This is a genomic window from Buchnera aphidicola (Mindarus keteleerifoliae) (genome assembly GCF_039392895.1).
Taxonomy (GTDB): Bacteria; Pseudomonadota; Gammaproteobacteria; order Enterobacterales; family Enterobacteriaceae; genus Buchnera_A; species Buchnera_A aphidicola_A.
Map to the genome: position 1 here is coordinate 61780 of NZ_CP135027.1, position 16991 is coordinate 78770.

15 protein-coding genes and 3 tRNA genes are annotated in these 16991 nt (G+C 22.2%); 9 read left to right on the forward strand and 9 right to left on the reverse strand.

Translation table 11 applies throughout. The features are described from left to right. Positions 1-118 precede the first annotated feature (118 nt). Together ribB and RJT62_RS00295 are read right to left on the reverse strand one after the other, a co-directional pair. Complete coding sequence (gene ribB / locus RJT62_RS00290; protein ID WP_343153761.1) at positions 119-757, reverse strand: 3,4-dihydroxy-2-butanone-4-phosphate synthase; 639 nt, start codon at positions 755-757, stop codon at positions 119-121. Positions 758-950: 193 nt separating this feature from the next. After that, positions 951-1928, reverse strand: a complete 978-nt coding sequence (locus RJT62_RS00295; RefSeq protein ID WP_343153764.1) for a bifunctional heptose 7-phosphate kinase/heptose 1-phosphate adenyltransferase — start codon at positions 1926-1928, stop codon at positions 951-953. A gap of 196 nt (positions 1929-2124) precedes the next feature. Here RJT62_RS00295 and RJT62_RS00300 point away from each other — a divergent pair, with 196 nt between their 5' ends. Continuing rightward, positions 2125-3375, forward strand: a complete 1251-nt coding sequence (locus tag RJT62_RS00300) for a tRNA CCA-pyrophosphorylase (protein ID WP_343153766.1) — start codon at positions 2125-2127, stop codon at positions 3373-3375. Between the two features lie 848 nt (positions 3376-4223). Here the strand turns inward: RJT62_RS00300 and crr are convergent. From crr to cysK, 4 genes are all read right to left on the reverse strand, one after another. Then, positions 4224-4715 (reverse strand): PTS glucose transporter subunit IIA, encoded by a 492-nt coding sequence (crr, locus tag RJT62_RS00305; protein ID WP_343153768.1) that lies wholly within the window; start codon positions 4713-4715, stop codon positions 4224-4226. Positions 4716-4761: 46 nt separating this feature from the next. Then, entirely contained in the window at positions 4762-6471 is a 1710-nt protein-coding gene (gene ptsI, locus RJT62_RS00310) for a phosphoenolpyruvate-protein phosphotransferase PtsI (protein WP_343153770.1), read from the reverse strand. Between the two features lie 83 nt (positions 6472-6554). Further along, positions 6555-6815: an HPr family phosphocarrier protein gene (locus tag RJT62_RS00315; RefSeq protein WP_343153772.1), complete on the reverse strand. Its 261-nt coding sequence runs from the start codon at positions 6813-6815 to the stop codon at positions 6555-6557. Positions 6816-6905: 90 nt separating this feature from the next. Further along, a complete protein-coding gene (gene cysK, locus RJT62_RS00320; protein WP_343153774.1) occupies positions 6906-7844 on the reverse strand; it encodes a cysteine synthase A in 939 nt (312 codons plus the stop codon). A gap of 534 nt (positions 7845-8378) precedes the next feature. On the opposite strand from cysK, the gene ligA reads away from it, so the two are divergent. Next, complete coding sequence (gene ligA, locus RJT62_RS00325) at positions 8379-10325, forward strand: NAD-dependent DNA ligase LigA (protein WP_343153976.1); 1947 nt, start codon at positions 8379-8381, stop codon at positions 10323-10325. 15 nt (positions 10326-10340) lie between these two features. Here the strand turns inward: ligA and RJT62_RS00330 are convergent. Together RJT62_RS00330 and RJT62_RS00335 are read right to left on the reverse strand one after the other, a co-directional pair. Continuing rightward, positions 10341-10413 (reverse strand) — tRNA-Lys (locus tag RJT62_RS00330). 39 nt (positions 10414-10452) lie between these two features. Further along, positions 10453-10525, reverse strand: a tRNA-Val gene (locus tag RJT62_RS00335). 150 nt (positions 10526-10675) lie between these two features. Here RJT62_RS00335 and gltX point away from each other — a divergent pair. After that, a complete protein-coding gene (gene gltX, locus RJT62_RS00340; protein WP_343153776.1) occupies positions 10676-12070 on the forward strand; it encodes a glutamate--tRNA ligase in 1395 nt (464 codons plus the stop codon). Positions 12071-12119: 49 nt separating this feature from the next. Further along, positions 12120-12193, forward strand: a tRNA-Ala gene (locus RJT62_RS00345). 73 nt (positions 12194-12266) lie between these two features. Here the strand turns inward: RJT62_RS00345 and RJT62_RS00350 are convergent. Then, a complete protein-coding gene (locus RJT62_RS00350; protein ID WP_343153778.1) occupies positions 12267-12563 on the reverse strand; it encodes a flagellar hook-basal body complex protein FliE in 297 nt (98 codons plus the stop codon). 153 nt (positions 12564-12716) lie between these two features. Here RJT62_RS00350 and fliF point away from each other — a divergent pair, with 153 nt between their 5' ends. From fliF to RJT62_RS00375, 5 genes are all read left to right on the forward strand, one after another. Next, positions 12717-14192 carry a flagellar basal-body MS-ring/collar protein FliF gene (fliF, locus tag RJT62_RS00355; protein ID WP_343153780.1) on the forward strand — a complete coding sequence of 492 codons (1476 nt, stop codon included), beginning with the start codon at positions 12717-12719 and terminating at the stop codon, positions 14190-14192. Positions 14193-14793: 601 nt separating this feature from the next. Next, on the forward strand, positions 14794-15147 hold the full coding sequence (locus tag RJT62_RS00360; protein ID WP_343153782.1) for a flagellar biosynthetic protein FliO: 354 nt from the start codon (positions 14794-14796) through the stop codon (positions 15145-15147). Beyond that, positions 15131-15904: a flagellar type III secretion system pore protein FliP gene (fliP, locus tag RJT62_RS00365; RefSeq protein WP_343153784.1), complete on the forward strand. Its 774-nt coding sequence runs from the start codon at positions 15131-15133 to the stop codon at positions 15902-15904. Before RJT62_RS00360 ends, fliP begins: the two co-directional genes overlap by 17 nt. Before the next feature lie 61 nt (positions 15905-15965). After that, positions 15966-16232 (forward strand): flagellar biosynthesis protein FliQ, encoded by a 267-nt coding sequence (fliQ, locus tag RJT62_RS00370; RefSeq protein ID WP_343153786.1) that lies wholly within the window; start codon positions 15966-15968, stop codon positions 16230-16232. 2 nt (positions 16233-16234) lie between these two features. After that, entirely contained in the window at positions 16235-16990 is a 756-nt protein-coding gene (locus RJT62_RS00375) for a flagellar biosynthetic protein FliR (RefSeq protein ID WP_343153788.1), read from the forward strand. Position 16991: the final 1 nt, after the last annotated feature.

The following is a 16991-nucleotide window of genomic DNA, read 5'->3' on the forward strand; positions in this document are numbered from 1 at the left end:
TTTAAAAACTTTTTTTAAATAAATTAAGTTACTTAGCTAAGTAACTTAAAATAAAAAAAAATTAAAAATATAGTTTAGAATTAATTGTTTCTAATTTAAAAAAACTCAAATTTTTTGTTTAAATAGGAGATATAAAGTTAATTATATCTTTGATAGTAAGAACTTTTATGTTTTTTTTCTTAGAAAAATTTATAATGTCAGGAATTTTTGCCATGGATCCATCTTTGTTAGTTAGTTCTGATAAAACAGCAGTTGGATTAAATCCAGCTAATTTAATTAATTCAATAGAAGCTTCAGTATGCCCATTTCTACCTGATAAACCATCTTTGTGAGCACATAAAGGAAAAACATGTCCAGGTCGATTTAAATCTTCAGGTTGTGCTTTTTTTGATATCGCAGTTTTAATGGTTGTAATTCTATCTTTTGCTGATACTCCAGTAGATACACCTTTAGCTGCTTCAATGGATACGGTAAATCTGGTTCCGTAAGAACTAGTGTTATTTTTAACCATCATAGGTAAATGTAATTTTTTTCTTTTTTTTTCTGTGATACATAAACAAACAATTCCACTTCCATATCTAATAGATAAAGCCATTTGTTCAACGGTCATCATTTCACCTGAAAATACTAAGTCACCTTCATTTTCTCTATTTTCATTATCTAGTAAAATAATTCCATTTCCATTTTTCAGTTCTTTGATGGCGTTTAAAACTCTATTTCTAGAATTTCCGAATGCTTTTAGTAGATTTTTTTTCATAAGTTCTCCTGTTTTTTTAAAAAAAATAGAAAAAAATTTATTCTTTAGTAGTAAAAACTATTTTATTTAGTATTAGTTATATTTTATAAAATAATGTTTTTTACAAAATGTTTAATTACTATTGTTATTATAAAATGTTTGAGAATTTTATGTAGAATTAAATTCTCGTATAAATTTAGATATTCTACTGGAATTATTTAATGATAGAACTCATTTTAACATTTTTAAAAGATTTAATTTTTTTAAGGAGTTCTTTTTGACCAACAGTTGCAGTACCTAGTTTTTTAACAACTATGCTTGCAGCTACATTGGCATATAAACAAGCTGTTTTAAAAGATTTTTTTAATGATAATATAAGACCTATCATTGATACAACAGTATCTCCTGCCCCTGTTGGATCATTTACATTTTTAGATAAAGCTTGAAAATGAATGGGATTTTTTTTGTTTTGTATTAATGTCATACCTGATTCGGCTTGTGTAATTAGTAAAGCGGATAATTTTAATTTAGAGATTAAATTTTTTCCTTTTTTAATTAAATCTAATTTATTTTTACATTTTCCAACTATACTTTGAAATTCTTCTAAATTAGGTGTTAATAATGTTGCTCCGAGATATTTTAAAATGTTTTCTTTTTTAGGATCAATTATCACTGGAATAGATAGTTTTTTTGCAATTTTAATTATAGATGAAGTTTCTTCTAGAGTTCCCTTGTTATAATCTGATATTATAATTACATCATAATTTTTGATTATATTAAAAGTAATATCCAGTATTTTTCTTTTATTTTTAATAAAATATTTTTCTTCTAAATCTAATCGGATTAATTGTTTTTTTTCAGAGATAATTCTTATTTTTTTTATTGTCGTTGCATTGGAATTAATAATTAAATTATGTTTGATATTGTTATCATTTATTAAATTTTTTACTATAGATCCTTCTAGATCATTTCCTATAATGCCTATTAAATGAACATTTCCTCCCATTTTAGAAATGTTTTTTGCAACGTTAGCGGCGCCTCCTGCTCGATTTTCTATTTTTTTTATATTTTTAATAGGCGCAGATTTTTCAAATTTTTTTTTTTGATTTTTAACATACCAATATTGGTCTAAAATAATATCTCCAATAATTAATATGTTTGATTTTTTAAAATTAGAAATTATATTATCCATGATATACCTAAAATTTAAGATGTATAATTAGTTCTTTATATCATATATTTTTTGAGCATAAAAAAATATTTTTTTTTAAAAAATCAAATTTTTTAAAAGAATTGATTTATATTAATTTAATTAATAAGTTTAATTTTTTATTTAAAATTGATAGTTTTGTTAAATTAATTAATAAAAACTTTTTTTGGAATTTTTTATGAAAATATATTTGGTAGGAGGAGCAGTAAGAGATAAATTGTTAAATCTACCTATAAAAGATAAAGATTGGGTAGTTGTTGGAGCTACTCCTGAAATTTTGTTAAAAAAAAAATATCAACAAGTAGGAAAAAGTTTTCCAGTTTTTTTACATCCAGAAACTAGCGAAGAATATGCATTAGCAAGAGTGGAAAAAAAAGAAGGATTAGGATATTCGGGATTTAGTACATTTTTTTCTCCTAATATTTCATTGAAACAAGATTTAAAAAGAAGAGATTTAACGATTAATGCTATAGCACAAGATATAAAAGGAAATTTGATTGATCCTTTTAATGGTATTAAGGATTTAAAAAATAGATTGTTAAAACATGTATCTTCTGCTTTTTGTGAAGATCCTTTACGGATATTAAGAGTTGCAAGGTTTGCTGCAAATTTAGCGCATTTAGGTTTTATAGTTTCAGAAGATACTATGAAAATTATGTCAAAAATGGTTGATAGTAAAGAGTTGATGTATTTAAGTTCAGAAAGAATTTGGATTGAAACAAAAAAGGCATTGAAAACAAAAAATCCTCATGTTTTTTTTGAAATTTTAAAAAAATGTAAGGCACTTTCAATTATTTTTCCAGAAATAGATAAGGTGGCTAAAATTCATTATTTTTTTTCGAGTGTTTTAGTTAAAAACTATCAATTTAATTTATTATTAATTTTAGCGAAAATTTCAAAAAATACAAAAGATATTTCTATTAAGTTTTCTTGTATTTTTTCATTGTTAAATAATATTATTTATTCAGAAAATTTATTTTTTTTTCAAAAATTTGATTTTTTTTCAGCTACATTAACTAAAAAAATGTGCGATCGATTAAAGATTCCAAAATATATTCAGGATTTTTCAGTATTAATTTCTGGTTTTTTTGGGTTTTTAAGAAATTTAAACTTACAAAAAGAAGAAAAAATAATTTATTTTTTAAATCGAATGGATGTTTGGAGAAAACCAATTCGAATAAAACAAATTTCATTTTTGATTAAAAGTGGTTTTATTTTTTTTGAGTTAAATAATTTTAAAAGCAATAATTATTGTTTTTTTTTAAGTAAATATTTATATGAAATATTTATTATTTCTTCAAAAGTATCAGTAAAATCAATAATAGAAAAAGGAATTACTGGTTCAGATATTAGTATTGAATTGAATCGATTGAGAATTGCTAAAATTAAAAAATGGAAAAAAAAGAATTATCAGAAATATTTTTTCTAATCTTATATAATATAAAGAAGAAGCTGACATTGAATTATTAGCGAAAAAACAATGAATTAATTTTTTTTTAAATTTATTCAAAAAAATTTTATGTTTATATAAGTAATTAAGAAAGTTATGAAAAATTCAATCATTAAAATAGGTATGATAGTATAAAAAATAAGATTAAAATTTTTTGTTAAGTTCAATAGAGAAGCGTTTGTGATAACAATAGAATCTATGAAAATAAAAAATAATAAAAGAGTTTTTTAGGAATTTTTATAAACATAGTTTCAGAAATATTTAAACTTAATTTAGAAAACTTGTTTTATAAAGATAAACATTGAGAAATATTAATGATTAATAATTTTATTACAGTTATTTTTTTTTTAAAAAATTTATTTTTGTTGTTATTAACAGTGTAATACTGCTTATTAATGAGGGAAACATGGTAAATTTTACAGAGAAAAACTCTTTTATATTCTTGTAAAGAATTAATCCAATTGTTGAATTTAGAAAATTTTTGAAAATAATGCTTTTAATGAAAAATTTTTTCTTTAAAAAAAATGCGTAAAAATATATTTCGCTATTTTTTTTTGAAATAAAATAGATAAACTTGAACTTATTTAGGTGATTAGTTAGAATAAATTCGGTTATTTCTTATCATAATATGTTAAATAATCTGTTAATATTATAGATCCAGTTGAAGAAAATCGAAATATTTTAGTTGTACTTTAAACAGTAAAAAAAATTGTTTTTATATAAAGTTCGTATAAATTTATTAAACTTTTTTCCTTATTTTAAAATATGTTATAGAATCTAAACCTTACAGTTTAAACGGTAAAAATTTCCGTTCAAACTGTAAAGAACTATTTTGTTATAGTCATAATTTTTGTTTTTCCTGCAATAATTTTTCCTGAAAATTTTTTTATTTTATGTATTTCTTCCATATTAGAAATAATTATTGGAGTTATTGTTGAAACTGCGTTTTTTTTTAAAAATAGCAGATCTAAACCGATAATTGGTTCTCCTACTTTAACCCTGGTTTTTTTTTTAATTAAACGGTTAAACCCTTTTCCTTTTAGTTTTACCGTATCAATACCAAAATGTACAAATAACTCTATATTTTCATCAGATTTTATAGAAAAAGCATGTAGTGTTTTAAATATTTTTCCAATAGTTCCAGAAAAAGGAGCAACTAGTTGATTTCCTGATGGTTTGATGGCTACACCATCCCCAACTATTTTTTTTGAGAAAACTTCATCAGGTACTTTTTCAAGTTCTATTATTGTTCCTGACAAAGGTGCGAAAATATCAATTTTTGTATGTTTTTTTTTAAATAGTTTAGAAAAAAAATTCATTTTTTCCTCTTTAGCTTGATCAGTTTAACAATTTTTTTGAGCATTTTTAATTAAATTGTTGAATTATTTCTAAAATTTCTTTGGATGTGGATTTTTTCAATGCCAAATTAGCAATTTCAGAAGATTTTTTAAAGGTTGTTTTTCTGATAATGTTTTTAACATAAGGAATTGAAGTAGAGCTCATACTAAATTCATTTATACCCATACCAATTAATAAAACTGTTGCATTTTTATCTGCTGCTAATTCTCCGCAAATTCCAGTCCATTTTCCTTCTGAATGAGAAGCATCAGTAACTCTTTTTATTAAATTTAAAACTGATGGACTCATAGGGTCATATAAATGTGAAATTAAATCATTTCCTCTATCAACTGCTAAAGTATATTGAGTTAAATCATTAGATCCTATGCTGAAGAAATCAACTTCTTTTGATAAGTGATTGGCTATTATTGCAGCAGCAGGTGTTTCAATCATAATTCCAATTTTTATTTTTTCATCAAATTTATATTTTTCTTTTTGTAGTTTATTTTTGACAAATTCCAATTCTTTTTTAAGAAATTTTATTTCTTCTACAGAAATAATCATAGGAAACATAATTTTTATTTTTCCAAATGCCGAAGCTCTTAATAATGCTCTTAATTGAGTATGTAAAATATCTTTTCTATCAATTAAAATTCTAATTGCTCTCCATCCTAAAAATGGATTTTCTTCTTTAGGAAGATTCATATAAGGAATATTTTTATCTCCTCCAATATCTAAAGTTCTAATAATAACAAATTTTCCTTTCATAGATTTTGCTACAGATTTATAAGCAGAAAATTGTTCTTCTTCAGAAGGAAGTGAGTTTCTTTCCATAAATAGAAATTCTGTTCTATATAATCCTATGCATTCGGCTCCATACTTTTTAGCATTGTAGATATCTCTTATGCTGCTAATGTTAGCACCAATTTCTATTTTGTGATTATCTAATGTGATAGCCGGATATTTTTTTAGTTTGAGTAATTTGTTTTTTTCTAATAAAAAAATTCTTTTTTTCTTTTTGAATTTTTTTATTAATAAAGAATCGGGATTAATAAAAATTTGATTATTAATACTATCTAAAATTAAAAAATCTCCATTTTTAACTTTTTTAGTAATATTAGTTGTTCCAACAATAGCTGGTAATTCTAAAGATCTAGCTATGATGGATGAATGCGATGTTTTACCTCCTAAATCAGTAATAAATCCTATTATTTTTTTTATGTTAATTTGTGTTGTTTCTGAAGGTGTTAAATCTTTAGCAATTAGAATTACTTGATCTGATATATTTTTTAAATCAACAATCTTAAATTTTAAAATATTTTTTAATAATCTATTACTAATATCTTTGATATCGATAGCTCTATTTTTTAAATATTCGTCATTTAAATTCTCTAGTTCATCTACTTGTTTTTTAAAAATTGTATAAACTGAAAATTCAGCAGAAGCATTATTCCGTTTTATATAAGAAACGATTTCTTTAGTTAATTCTTCATCTTGAAGTAACATAATGTGACCTTCAAAAATAGATTCTTTTTCTTTTCCAAGATTTAATGCTGTTTGTAACTTTATTTGCTCTAATTGTTTTATTGATTTTTTTTTAGCAATAATGAATTTTTCTATCTCTTTGTTTAATTCATTTAGAGAAATTTTTTTTTGATTAATAACAATAGGTTCTTCTTTGATTAGTAATGCTTTACCAAAAGCGATACCTGGAGATGCTATGATACCAGAAATCATAATATTACCTTAAATATAATGATAGCTTATTTTGGGGAAATTGAACTTTAATATTTTAATATTCTTTTTTTTAAAAAGAAAATTTATTCTTTCAGTTCAGAAATTAATTTAACTAAAGATTCAACAGCTTTTTTTTCATCTTCTCCTTCTGCGGATATATTAATTTTAGAACCTTTGATTAAGCCTAATGTTTGTAGTTTAAACAAACTTTTTGCGTTTACAATTTTTTTATCTTTTTCTACAGTAATGTAGGATTTAAATTTTTTTGCTTCCTTTACAAACTGAGCTGCTGGTCGGATATGTAATCCATTGGATAACTTTATTTCTACTATTTTTTGAAACATAATTGTTTCCTTAAAAGAATTAATGATTGATTTTTTATCAAAGCTAATTTTTATTTTAAACACAAAAATTTTTGAAACTATTTTAAAAAATTAAGCAAATAAAGCAGTGCTTAAATATCTTTCTCCTGAAGAAGGTAAAATTACCACTATTTTTTTTTCTTTAAATAAAGGGTTTTGATTAATTTTTACAGCAGCAGCTACAGCAGCTCCTGAAGAAATACCAGCTAAAATTCCTTCTTTTTTCATTAATTTTCGAGCGAATTTTATTGCTTCTTCATCGCTAATTAATACGATCTTATCGATTAAATTTAAGTCTAAATTTTTTGGAATAAATCCTGCTCCAATTCCTTGAATTTTATGAGAAGTAATAGGATAATTTTTATTATATTTTACATTGGTAATTATAGGAGAATTTTTTGGTTCTACAGCTATACTTAATATTTTTTTGTTTGTTTTTTTATTAAAAAATCGATTTACCCCTGTAATGGTACCTCCAGTTCCAACACCTGAAACAAAAATATCTATTTTTCCCTTCATATCTTTCCAAATTTCAGGTCCTGTAGTTTTTTCATGTATTTTAGGATTGTCAGGATTTTCAAATTGTTTTGTATGAAAGTATTTTTTAGGATTTAATGAAATGATTTCTTTTAATTTTTTAATAGCTCCTTTCATACCTTGTTTTCCATTAGTTAAAATTAAATTAGCTCCTAACATTTTAAGTAAATTTATTCTTTCTTTTGACATAGTTTCAGGCATAGTCAGAGTTATTTTGTAATTTTTTGAAGCCGCAACACAAGCTAAAGAAATTCCTATATTTCCGCTGGTTGCTTCTATTAAATGGTGATTTTTTTTAAGTTTTCCTCGTTTTTCTGCATTTTTGATTATATTTTCGCTAACTCTACATTTTACACTAAAACCAGGATTTCTAGATTCTATTTTTGCAAAAATATTTCCATTTCCTATATGATTTAATTTAACAATAGGAGTTTTTCCGATAGTTAAAGAGTTATTTTCGTATGTTTCGTACATAATTTTTCGTTTATCTTTAATATTTATTTGAAATGCGTAATTTTACCGTTTTTTTTTAAAAAAGAATGCAAATTAGCAAATTTTCTTTCAAAATTTTTATAAAAATATTTATTTGATTTAGTTAAAAAAAATTTAATAATTTTTTTTAAAAGAAATTATTATTTTTATAAATAAAATTTTATAAGTATTTGTTTTTTAAAAAATGTTTAATAAAAATTTTTTTATAAAATTAAATTTTATGACATTTTTTTTGATAAAAATTAGGGCTTTTTAAAAAATTTTTTATATTTAAAATTTTTTAATTGAAAGAGTATGTTAACATTAAAATAATAGAAAACAAGCGATCTAACGTATAAAAGTTAGAATTAATATATCAATTAAAAAAAATTAATGTTTAAAATTTCTTTTAAACATTAATTTTTTTAATATATTTCAAGTAAGGATATTTATGAAAAAAATTAGAGAAGAAATTTCTATGTTAAAAAAAAAATTACCTTTTATAATTATAGATATCATACATTAAATGAATCAGTTATATCTGACGTAAAGTATGATTTTTTAGTAAAAAAATTGTGCTTTTTAGAAAAAAAGTATAATTTTTTAAAAGATAAAGAGAGTGTAACTTCAAAAATAGGAGGCCCGTTATTATCAACTTTTAAACCTATTAGACATATTTTTCCAATGCTTTCATTGGAAAATGTTTATAATAAGAAGGAATTTTTATCGTTTATACAGAAAATAAAAAGTATAGATACAAAATATTTAAATAGAAAAGATTTTTTTTGTTGTGAGTTAAAATTAGATGGTTTAGCATTAAATATAATGTATGAGAATGGTGTTCTCAAATGGGCAACTACGAGAGGAAATGGAACATATGGAGAAGATGTTACACAAAATGCGAAAAAGATTAAGTCTATACCTAAAAAATTGTCGGGAAAAAACATACCTAAAAGAATAGAAATAAGAGGGGAGGTTTTTATTCCTTTAAAAAGTTTTTTAGAATTGAATAAAAAAATGTTATTAAACAATCAAAAAATTTTTTCTAATCCAAGGAATGCCGCAGCAGGTTCTTTAAGACAACTCAGTTCTTCTGTTATTACAGAAAGAAATTTGACGTTTTTGTGTCATGGATATGGTGTTTACAAAGGAGAAAAAGAAACCAAAACTCATTATGAAAGATTAAATTTGTTCAAAATTTGGGGAATACCTATTAATGAAATGAAATTATGTTCTACGATTTCAGAAATTTTTTCTTATTATGATTTTAATAATAAAAATAGAAAACTATTAGATTTTGGTGTTGATGGAATCGTAATAAAAATTAATTCATTATCTTTTCAGAATTTGTTAGGAAATACAAGAAAGTTTCCAAAATGGGCTATAGCATTTAAATTTCCAGCAGAAGAGCAAAATACTACATTAATTGGTGTTGATTTCAAAGTAGGAAGAACGGGAGTGATTACACCTGTAGCAAAAATAAAACCTATATATCTTTCAAATGTGTTGATTAAAAATGTTTCTTTATATAATGAAAATCAAATTAAAAAATTTGATTTACATATAAATGATCAAATAACCGTTTGTCGTTCAGGGGATGTAATTCCTAAAATAGTAAATGTGTTGTTTAAATGTAGAACAAAAAATTGTAAAAAAATAATTTTTCCTAAAAATTGTCCTATTTGCGATGCAAAAATTAGAAAATTAAATAAACAAGGTTTATCTTATTGCATTGGAGGGATGAAATGTTTAGCACAATTTAAGAAATCAGTTTTTCATTTTTTTTCAAAAGATGCATTGAATGTTACTGGATTAGGATATCGGACCATAGATATTCTTTTTAATTCCGAAATTATTAAAAATATTTCGGATTTCTTTTTTTTGGATGTTAATATTTTATCGAAAATAAAAAATTTTGGAAAAAGATCTGCAAATAAACTTATTTTGAGTATTTCAAAATCTAAAAAAACAACCTTATCTCGTTTTTTGTATGGTTTAGGAATTTTTGATGTGGGAATAGTAACAGCTAAAAGAGTTTCTTTTCATTTTAAATCTATAAAAAAAATTCTGATTTCTAGTTTAGAAGATTTCAAATTCATAAAAAATATAGGTTTAGAAATTTCTTTAAATATATATAGTTTTATGCAAAATCAAGCAAATAGAAATTTGATTTTTAGTTTACTAGAACATTTATCATTCGTAAAAGAAGAGAGTCTTATAGATATAAGTAATAAAAGTTTTAAGGGTTCTATTTTTTTTAATAAGAAAATTGTTCTTACTGGTAAATTCAAATTATACAAAAGAATTTGGATAGAAAATAAATTAATTCTTTTAGGCGCTAAGGTAAATAAATGTTTGTCAAAGAAAACCGATTTTTTAATTTTTGGAAAAAAACCAGGTAGGAAAATAGTTCAATCTGAAATCATGAATATTAAAAGAATTGATGAAAATGAGTTGTATTTGGAGTTGAAAAAATATTTTTAATAATTTTATATTTTTTGGGTCGTGCAGGATTTGAACCTGCGACCAATTGATTAAAAGTCAACTGCTCTACCAACTGAGCTAACGACCCATTTTTAATAAGTTGATATTTTAATTGTTAATTTAATAATAGGTGATGACAGATTCGAACTGCCGACATCCTCCGTGTAAAGGAGGCGCTCTACCAACTGAGCTAATCACCCAATAAGACTATTATAAATGCAAAAAAAAATGAGTCAATGATTATTTTAGATATAGTAATTTTATATATGTACATACTTTTTAAAATGATGTAAATTTTTTAAAAAATGTAGAAAAATTTTTTATATTTTGTTTTTTTTGAGGATAGTATTATGAAAATAAGAACAAGGTTTGCTCCTAGCCCGACAGGACTTTTACATATTGGAGGAGCTAGAACAGCGTTGTATTCTTGGCTGTTTGCTAAAAGACATAAAGGATCCTTTATTTTAAGAATAGAAGATACAGATGTTAAAAGATCATCGTCAAAAGCAATTAAGTCCATTACAGAAGGTTTAATTTGGTTAGGTATAAAATGGGATGAAGGTCCATTTTTTCAAGTTGATAAATTGTCTTATTATCAAAGAATTATAAAATCAATGATTTTAAATAAAATGGCATACAAATGTTATTGTTCAAAGGAAAGATTAGAAGTTCTTAGAAAATCTAAAATGTTAAAAAAAGAAAAACCTAAATATGATCGAAGATGCAGAAAAATAAAACAATTATATGAAGATAATCGATCATATGTTGTTAGATTTTGTAATCCATTAGAAGGTTCTGTAATAGTTGATGATCAAATAAAAGGAAAAATAATATTTCAAAATAAGGAGTTGGATGATCTTATTATTCAGCGTGTAGATGGTATGCCAACATATAATTTTTGTGTCGTTATAGATGATCGAGACATGAAAATCTCTCATATAATTAGAGGAGAAGATCATATTAATAATACTCCTCGACAAATAAATATTCTAAAATCTTTAGGAGCCGATATCCCTGTTTATGCGCATTTACCCCTAATAGTTGATAAAAAAGGGAAAAAAATTTCAAAAAGAGATAATTTGATAGATATCATAGAGTATAATAAGAAAGGGTTTTTACCTGATTCATTAGTAAATTATATGCTTAGATTAGGTTGGTCTAATGGAGATAAAGAAATTTTTTCTATAGAAGAGGTGAAAAAAATTTTTAATTTAAAGGATATTAGTACTTCATCTAGTACATTTGATATAGAAAAATTATCTTGGTATAATCGTTTTTATATAAGAAATGCGTCGGTAGATTATTTGGAAGATATTTTAAAAAAACAATTTTCAATTATGAAAGTAAATTTAGATAATAATCCTCGTTTGAAAGATTTAATTCAATTTTTAAGATTTAGATTTGATACAATAAAAGATATGGCTTTAGCCTGTAGTTTTTTTTATGAAGAGCACATTGTTATTAAAAATATATATAAGAAATATTTTTTTGTAAATACGAAAGAAATTTTACTTTATTTTTTCAAAAAAATAAATTCTGTTAAAAAATGGAATGTTAAAGAAATTTCTTTGATTTCAAAAAAAATCTTAGAAAAATTTAAAATAAATTTTAAAGATTTAGCTATTCCTTTAAGAATAATTTTAATAGGAAAAGATAGTTCTTTTCCTATAAATGTAATAGTTTTTCTTTTAGGAAGAAAAAAAGTGTCATTAAGAATTAAAAAAGGATTAGAATTAATAAATTGAAATAATCATTATTACTTTTAATATTATTTATATTTGATTTCATAAAAAAGGGACTATAGCTCAATTGGTTAGAGCATTTGCATGGCATGCAAAAGGTTGCTGGTTCGATTCCAGTTAGTTCCAAAATAAAATTAATTATAATTATTTTTAATACAGTAGTTAAACTACTTGATAAAAAAAATTTTTAATTAACAATTTATAATTGTAAATTCATAATTTCTTGATAAATTAAGATTAATTTGTTGGCAATTCTCATTGCTGCTTCAGTAGAAATTTCAGATTTTTCTAATTTAATAATAGAATCATTAAAAGATAACTTTTCTTTTTTCTTTTTTATAAAATTGGATTTATTTTTTTCATTAATATTAATTTTTTTATTTTTTTCTTGAGGAAAGGTGATAAATTTTTTAAATTTGATAGTTTCTTTTATTTTTAGATTTTTTATTTTATCAGTGTAAAGTGATTCACAATTGTTATTTGTTGTAATCAACATTGTTTTTTGAAATTATTTTTTAGTTTATTCAAGATTATAATTTGTAAGAAAAATTTTTCAACTTTTTTTTGGTAAATGATAAGAAAAATTTTCTTGATTCTAAAAAATAAATCGAATAAATAAAAAAAATAGTTTAGTTATAGGGTGATTTTTATGAAAATAAATCATATTCAAGATATGTACCAAAAAATTAGACAAAAAATAAATTTTATTACAAAAAATTTAATTAATGACTATAGGATTTTATTTTTTATTGCTTTTTTAATATTATCAGGAATGATCATTTTTTTTTTGTGGAATAATTCTTCTAAATATTCTGTAATATATTCAAATTTGTCTAATGAAGAAAAACAAGTTTTCATAAATAAGTTGGAAGATTCTAAAATTCCGTATAGATTTTCAAAAGATTCTAATAGTTTATTAGTTCCTACAGAAAAACTAGAAAACACGAAAAATTTTTTGTTTAAAAACTCTTCTTCTGAAAAAAAAGAAGTAGGATTTGAATTATTAGATAATCAAAAATTTGGAATTAGTCAATTTAATGAAAGAATTAATTATGAACGCGCCTTGGAAGGAGAACTCTCTAAAACTATTCAAAAATTAATTTTGGTTAATAATGCTCGAGTTCATATAGCTTGGCCTAAATCTTCTTTATTTATGGAAGAAAAAAAAGAACCTTCAGCATCAGTTTTTTTAGAACTTAAACCAAACTTTTCATTGAATTTAGAACAAATAAATGCTATTAAAAATTTAGTTTCGAATAGTATAACAGGGTTATCTGTCAAAAAAGTTATGATATTAGATCAGTTTGGAAGATTATTAGATGATTCAAATGCACAGCTAAGTTTTTTTGATGATTTTAAAAATAAATATATTTCAAATATAGAATCTAAATATAAAAAAAAAATAAAGTCTCTTTTGATTCCTATTTTTGGGTCTAAAAATATACAAGTTGAAGTTACAGCACAAATAGATTTTAATGAAAAAGAAAGAACAAACGAAAGTTATTCCCCAAATTTGGAAAAAGGTCATCAATCAATTAGATCAGAAGAAAATTCTATTGACGAAAAAGTCATTTCAAAATATCTTGAAGCATTAAAAGAATTAATTTTATCAACAAGAAAACTTTCGTTACATAATTCTGAAAAAGATGTATTTAGTCGAAAAGAATTAGAAAAAAATGTTATTTTTCAGAAAAAAAACAATATTGATTTTTTAAATTTTTTAAATGTTCGTGATTTTAATAATAAAATTATTAATTATGAATTAAATCGTTCAATATCACATATTAGAGTAAGCACTGGAAAAATTAAGAAATTATCAATAGGAGTAGTTATTAATTATTTAAAAAATGGACTTAATAAAAAAAAATCAATCTCTGATTCTGATTTAAATAAAATAAAAAAATTAATTTCTGGTGCTGTAGGATATTCCTTGAAAAGAGGCGATCAGATTAATATCGTTAGTGCTTTATTTTCAAATAATGATTTAAAAGAATCTAAAATAACGGTCCATCCTTTAAATGGATTTAATTTTTTTTTAGAATATAAGAGTATAGGATATATATTTCTTTTTTTACTTTGTTTAATTTTATTAAATTTATGTTTTCTTATAAGAAAAAGATCATAATTTTTTTTAAAAAAATGCTAAAAGAATTTTTTTTTAAATTATTAATAAAAAAAGAAATAAATTTTTAGTATTTGATTTTCAACAACGATTTTATAACTTTATTTTTTTTTAAAATTAAATTTAAATTAAAGAAAATATTTTTTTATTGAATGGGTTTTTTTACATTTGAATTTTTCATAATATTAAGAAGTTGAGTTCAACATAAATTTTACTTCTTTCAGTTTTTGATTAGAATAAAAATTATTAAAAATTTTTTTTAAATATAACGTTAAACATATTTATTGAATAAAATATTTAGAGATATAATTTTAAGATTTTCATAAAAATGTTTTCATAAATTCAGTATTTTTTTAAAAAAGTTTTAAGTAAGTTAAATTTTTTAAAGCATTATTTTAATCAAAAAACATTAATAAATTAGTTATTTAACATAATAAAAGATGAAGATAATAGATTGTTAGAAAGATTAATATATAAAATTTTTTCACTTAAAAAATTATGATTTTTAAATTAAAAATCATCTTTTAAAAAAAGAGTTATTGAATAAATAATTAAAAAAATTAATTTTTTTTTGAAATTTATATTTAAATTAGGTAAGTTATTCATGCAAAAAATAATACATTCATTAGAAAATTATTTGTTTTTTCAAAACAAGATTATTCAACCTAAAGATTTTTTATTATTAATAGTACTAATGCTTTTAGCAATGATAATTTTTTTATTTTTGTTGAAAATTAAAAATATACTTAAATTTAAAAATAATAAACATATTCAAATTATTGCTAAAACTTTTATAGGACCAAGTGAATATATATTAATAATTAAATATAATCAAATATTATTAATATTAGGTATAACCAAAAAAAGTATTACTTGTTTACATAAAATTTTACCTCAATATCGAATATGTAATAAGAAATCATTTCTTCAAGGTGATAAAAATGCTAAAAAAAAATAATTATTTTTTTTTTAAAAAAACTAATATTTTCCAATTATTTTGTTTTTTTCCTTGTTTTATTTCATCAACAGCTTATGGAAATACCCAAAGTTCATTTTTTAATGATATATTGAATAATAAGTATGAATATTTTCCGTCTTCTCTTAAAACATTCATATTGATAGCTTTATTAACATTTTTACCGGCATTTTTATTAATGATGACTAGTTTTACAAGAATTATCATAGTTTTCAGTTTATTAAGAAATGCTTTAGGAATACCAAATTCTCCTTCTAATCAAATAATAGTAGGTCTTTCACTTTTTTTAACTTTTTTTATTATGTCTCCGGTTTTGAATGAATCTTATAAAATAGGGTACGTTCCTTTTTCAGAAAATAAAATCACAATAAAGGAAACTATAGAAAAAAGTATAAATCCTTTTAAAAAATTTATGTTAAATCAAGTGAAAGAATCTGATCTTATTGCTTTTTCTAATCTTTCTCATGAATTTACTTTTCAAAAAAAAATAGATGTTCCTATGAATATTTTATTACCTTCTTTTATTATAAGTGAATTAAAAGCTGCTTTTCAAATTGGGTTTACTATTTTTATTCCTTTTTTAATAGTAGATTTAGTAGTAGCTAGTGTTCTAATGTCATTAGGCATGATGATGGTTCCTCCATCAACTATTTCCCTACCATTGAAATTAATGTTATTTGTTTTAGTTGATGGTTGGCAATTGTTAGTTTTTTCATTATCAAATAGTTTTCATATTTAATTTTTACTATATTTTTAATGCAAAATTTTTACAAAATAAAATTATTAAAAAAAGGAATTATATGTCTTCTGAATATGTTGTAACAATTTTTAAAGAAGCTTTAAAAGTAACATTAATGTTATCTTTACCGTTATTATTAGTATCGTTAATAACGGGTTTGGTAGTTGGGGTTTTTCAAGCTGTAACTCAAATTAATGAACAAACGTTATCTTTTATACCTAAGATGATTTCGGTTATTATAACTTTATTTTTTTTAGGACCTTGGATGTTAAGAATAATTAAAGAATTTTTTTATTTTTTGTTCAATGGTTTTCAGTTGAATAATTAAAAATGTTAGATGACAATTTATATAATTTTTTACAAGATCTAAATTTTTATATTTATTCTGTAATTAGAATTTATTCATTTATTATGACTGTTTCAGTATTGAATAATAGAATTATAAGTTATAAAACTAAATTTTTGTTTTCAATATTAACTAGTTTTATCTTGAAATCAGGCCAATTTTCTGAAGATATTGTTTTTTTTTCGTTAAAAAGTTTTTTAATTATATTAGAACAAATTGTCATAGGAATGATGATAAGTCATGTTTTAAATTTAATTTTTTCAGTTTCTAAAATAGCAGGAGAAATCATAAGTATACAAATGGGACTATCTTTCTCTGCTATGTTTGATTTTAATTCAAACTTAAATAGTTTGGTTATTTCAAGATTTATGAATTTATTTACAAGTTTTTTATTTTTTTCATTTAATGGTCATATTATAATAATAAATTTAATTGTTAAAAGTTTTCAGTTTTTTCCTATACAAAACATTTTTTTTTCAAAAAGAATATTTTTTAATTTAGTTGTTTTTTTTAATGCAATTTTGTTAGAAAGTTTAATGTTTATTTTTCCAATAGTAATATGTTTATTATTAGTAAATATAATAATTTCTATTTTAAATCGTATTTGTTATCAGTTATCTGTTTTTTCAATTGGAATTCCTATCATATTATTAGTAGGTATTTTAATGATATATTATATTGTATCTATAATGTCATTTAAATTTAACGAATATTTTTTTAATTTATTGAATCAGCTATAAT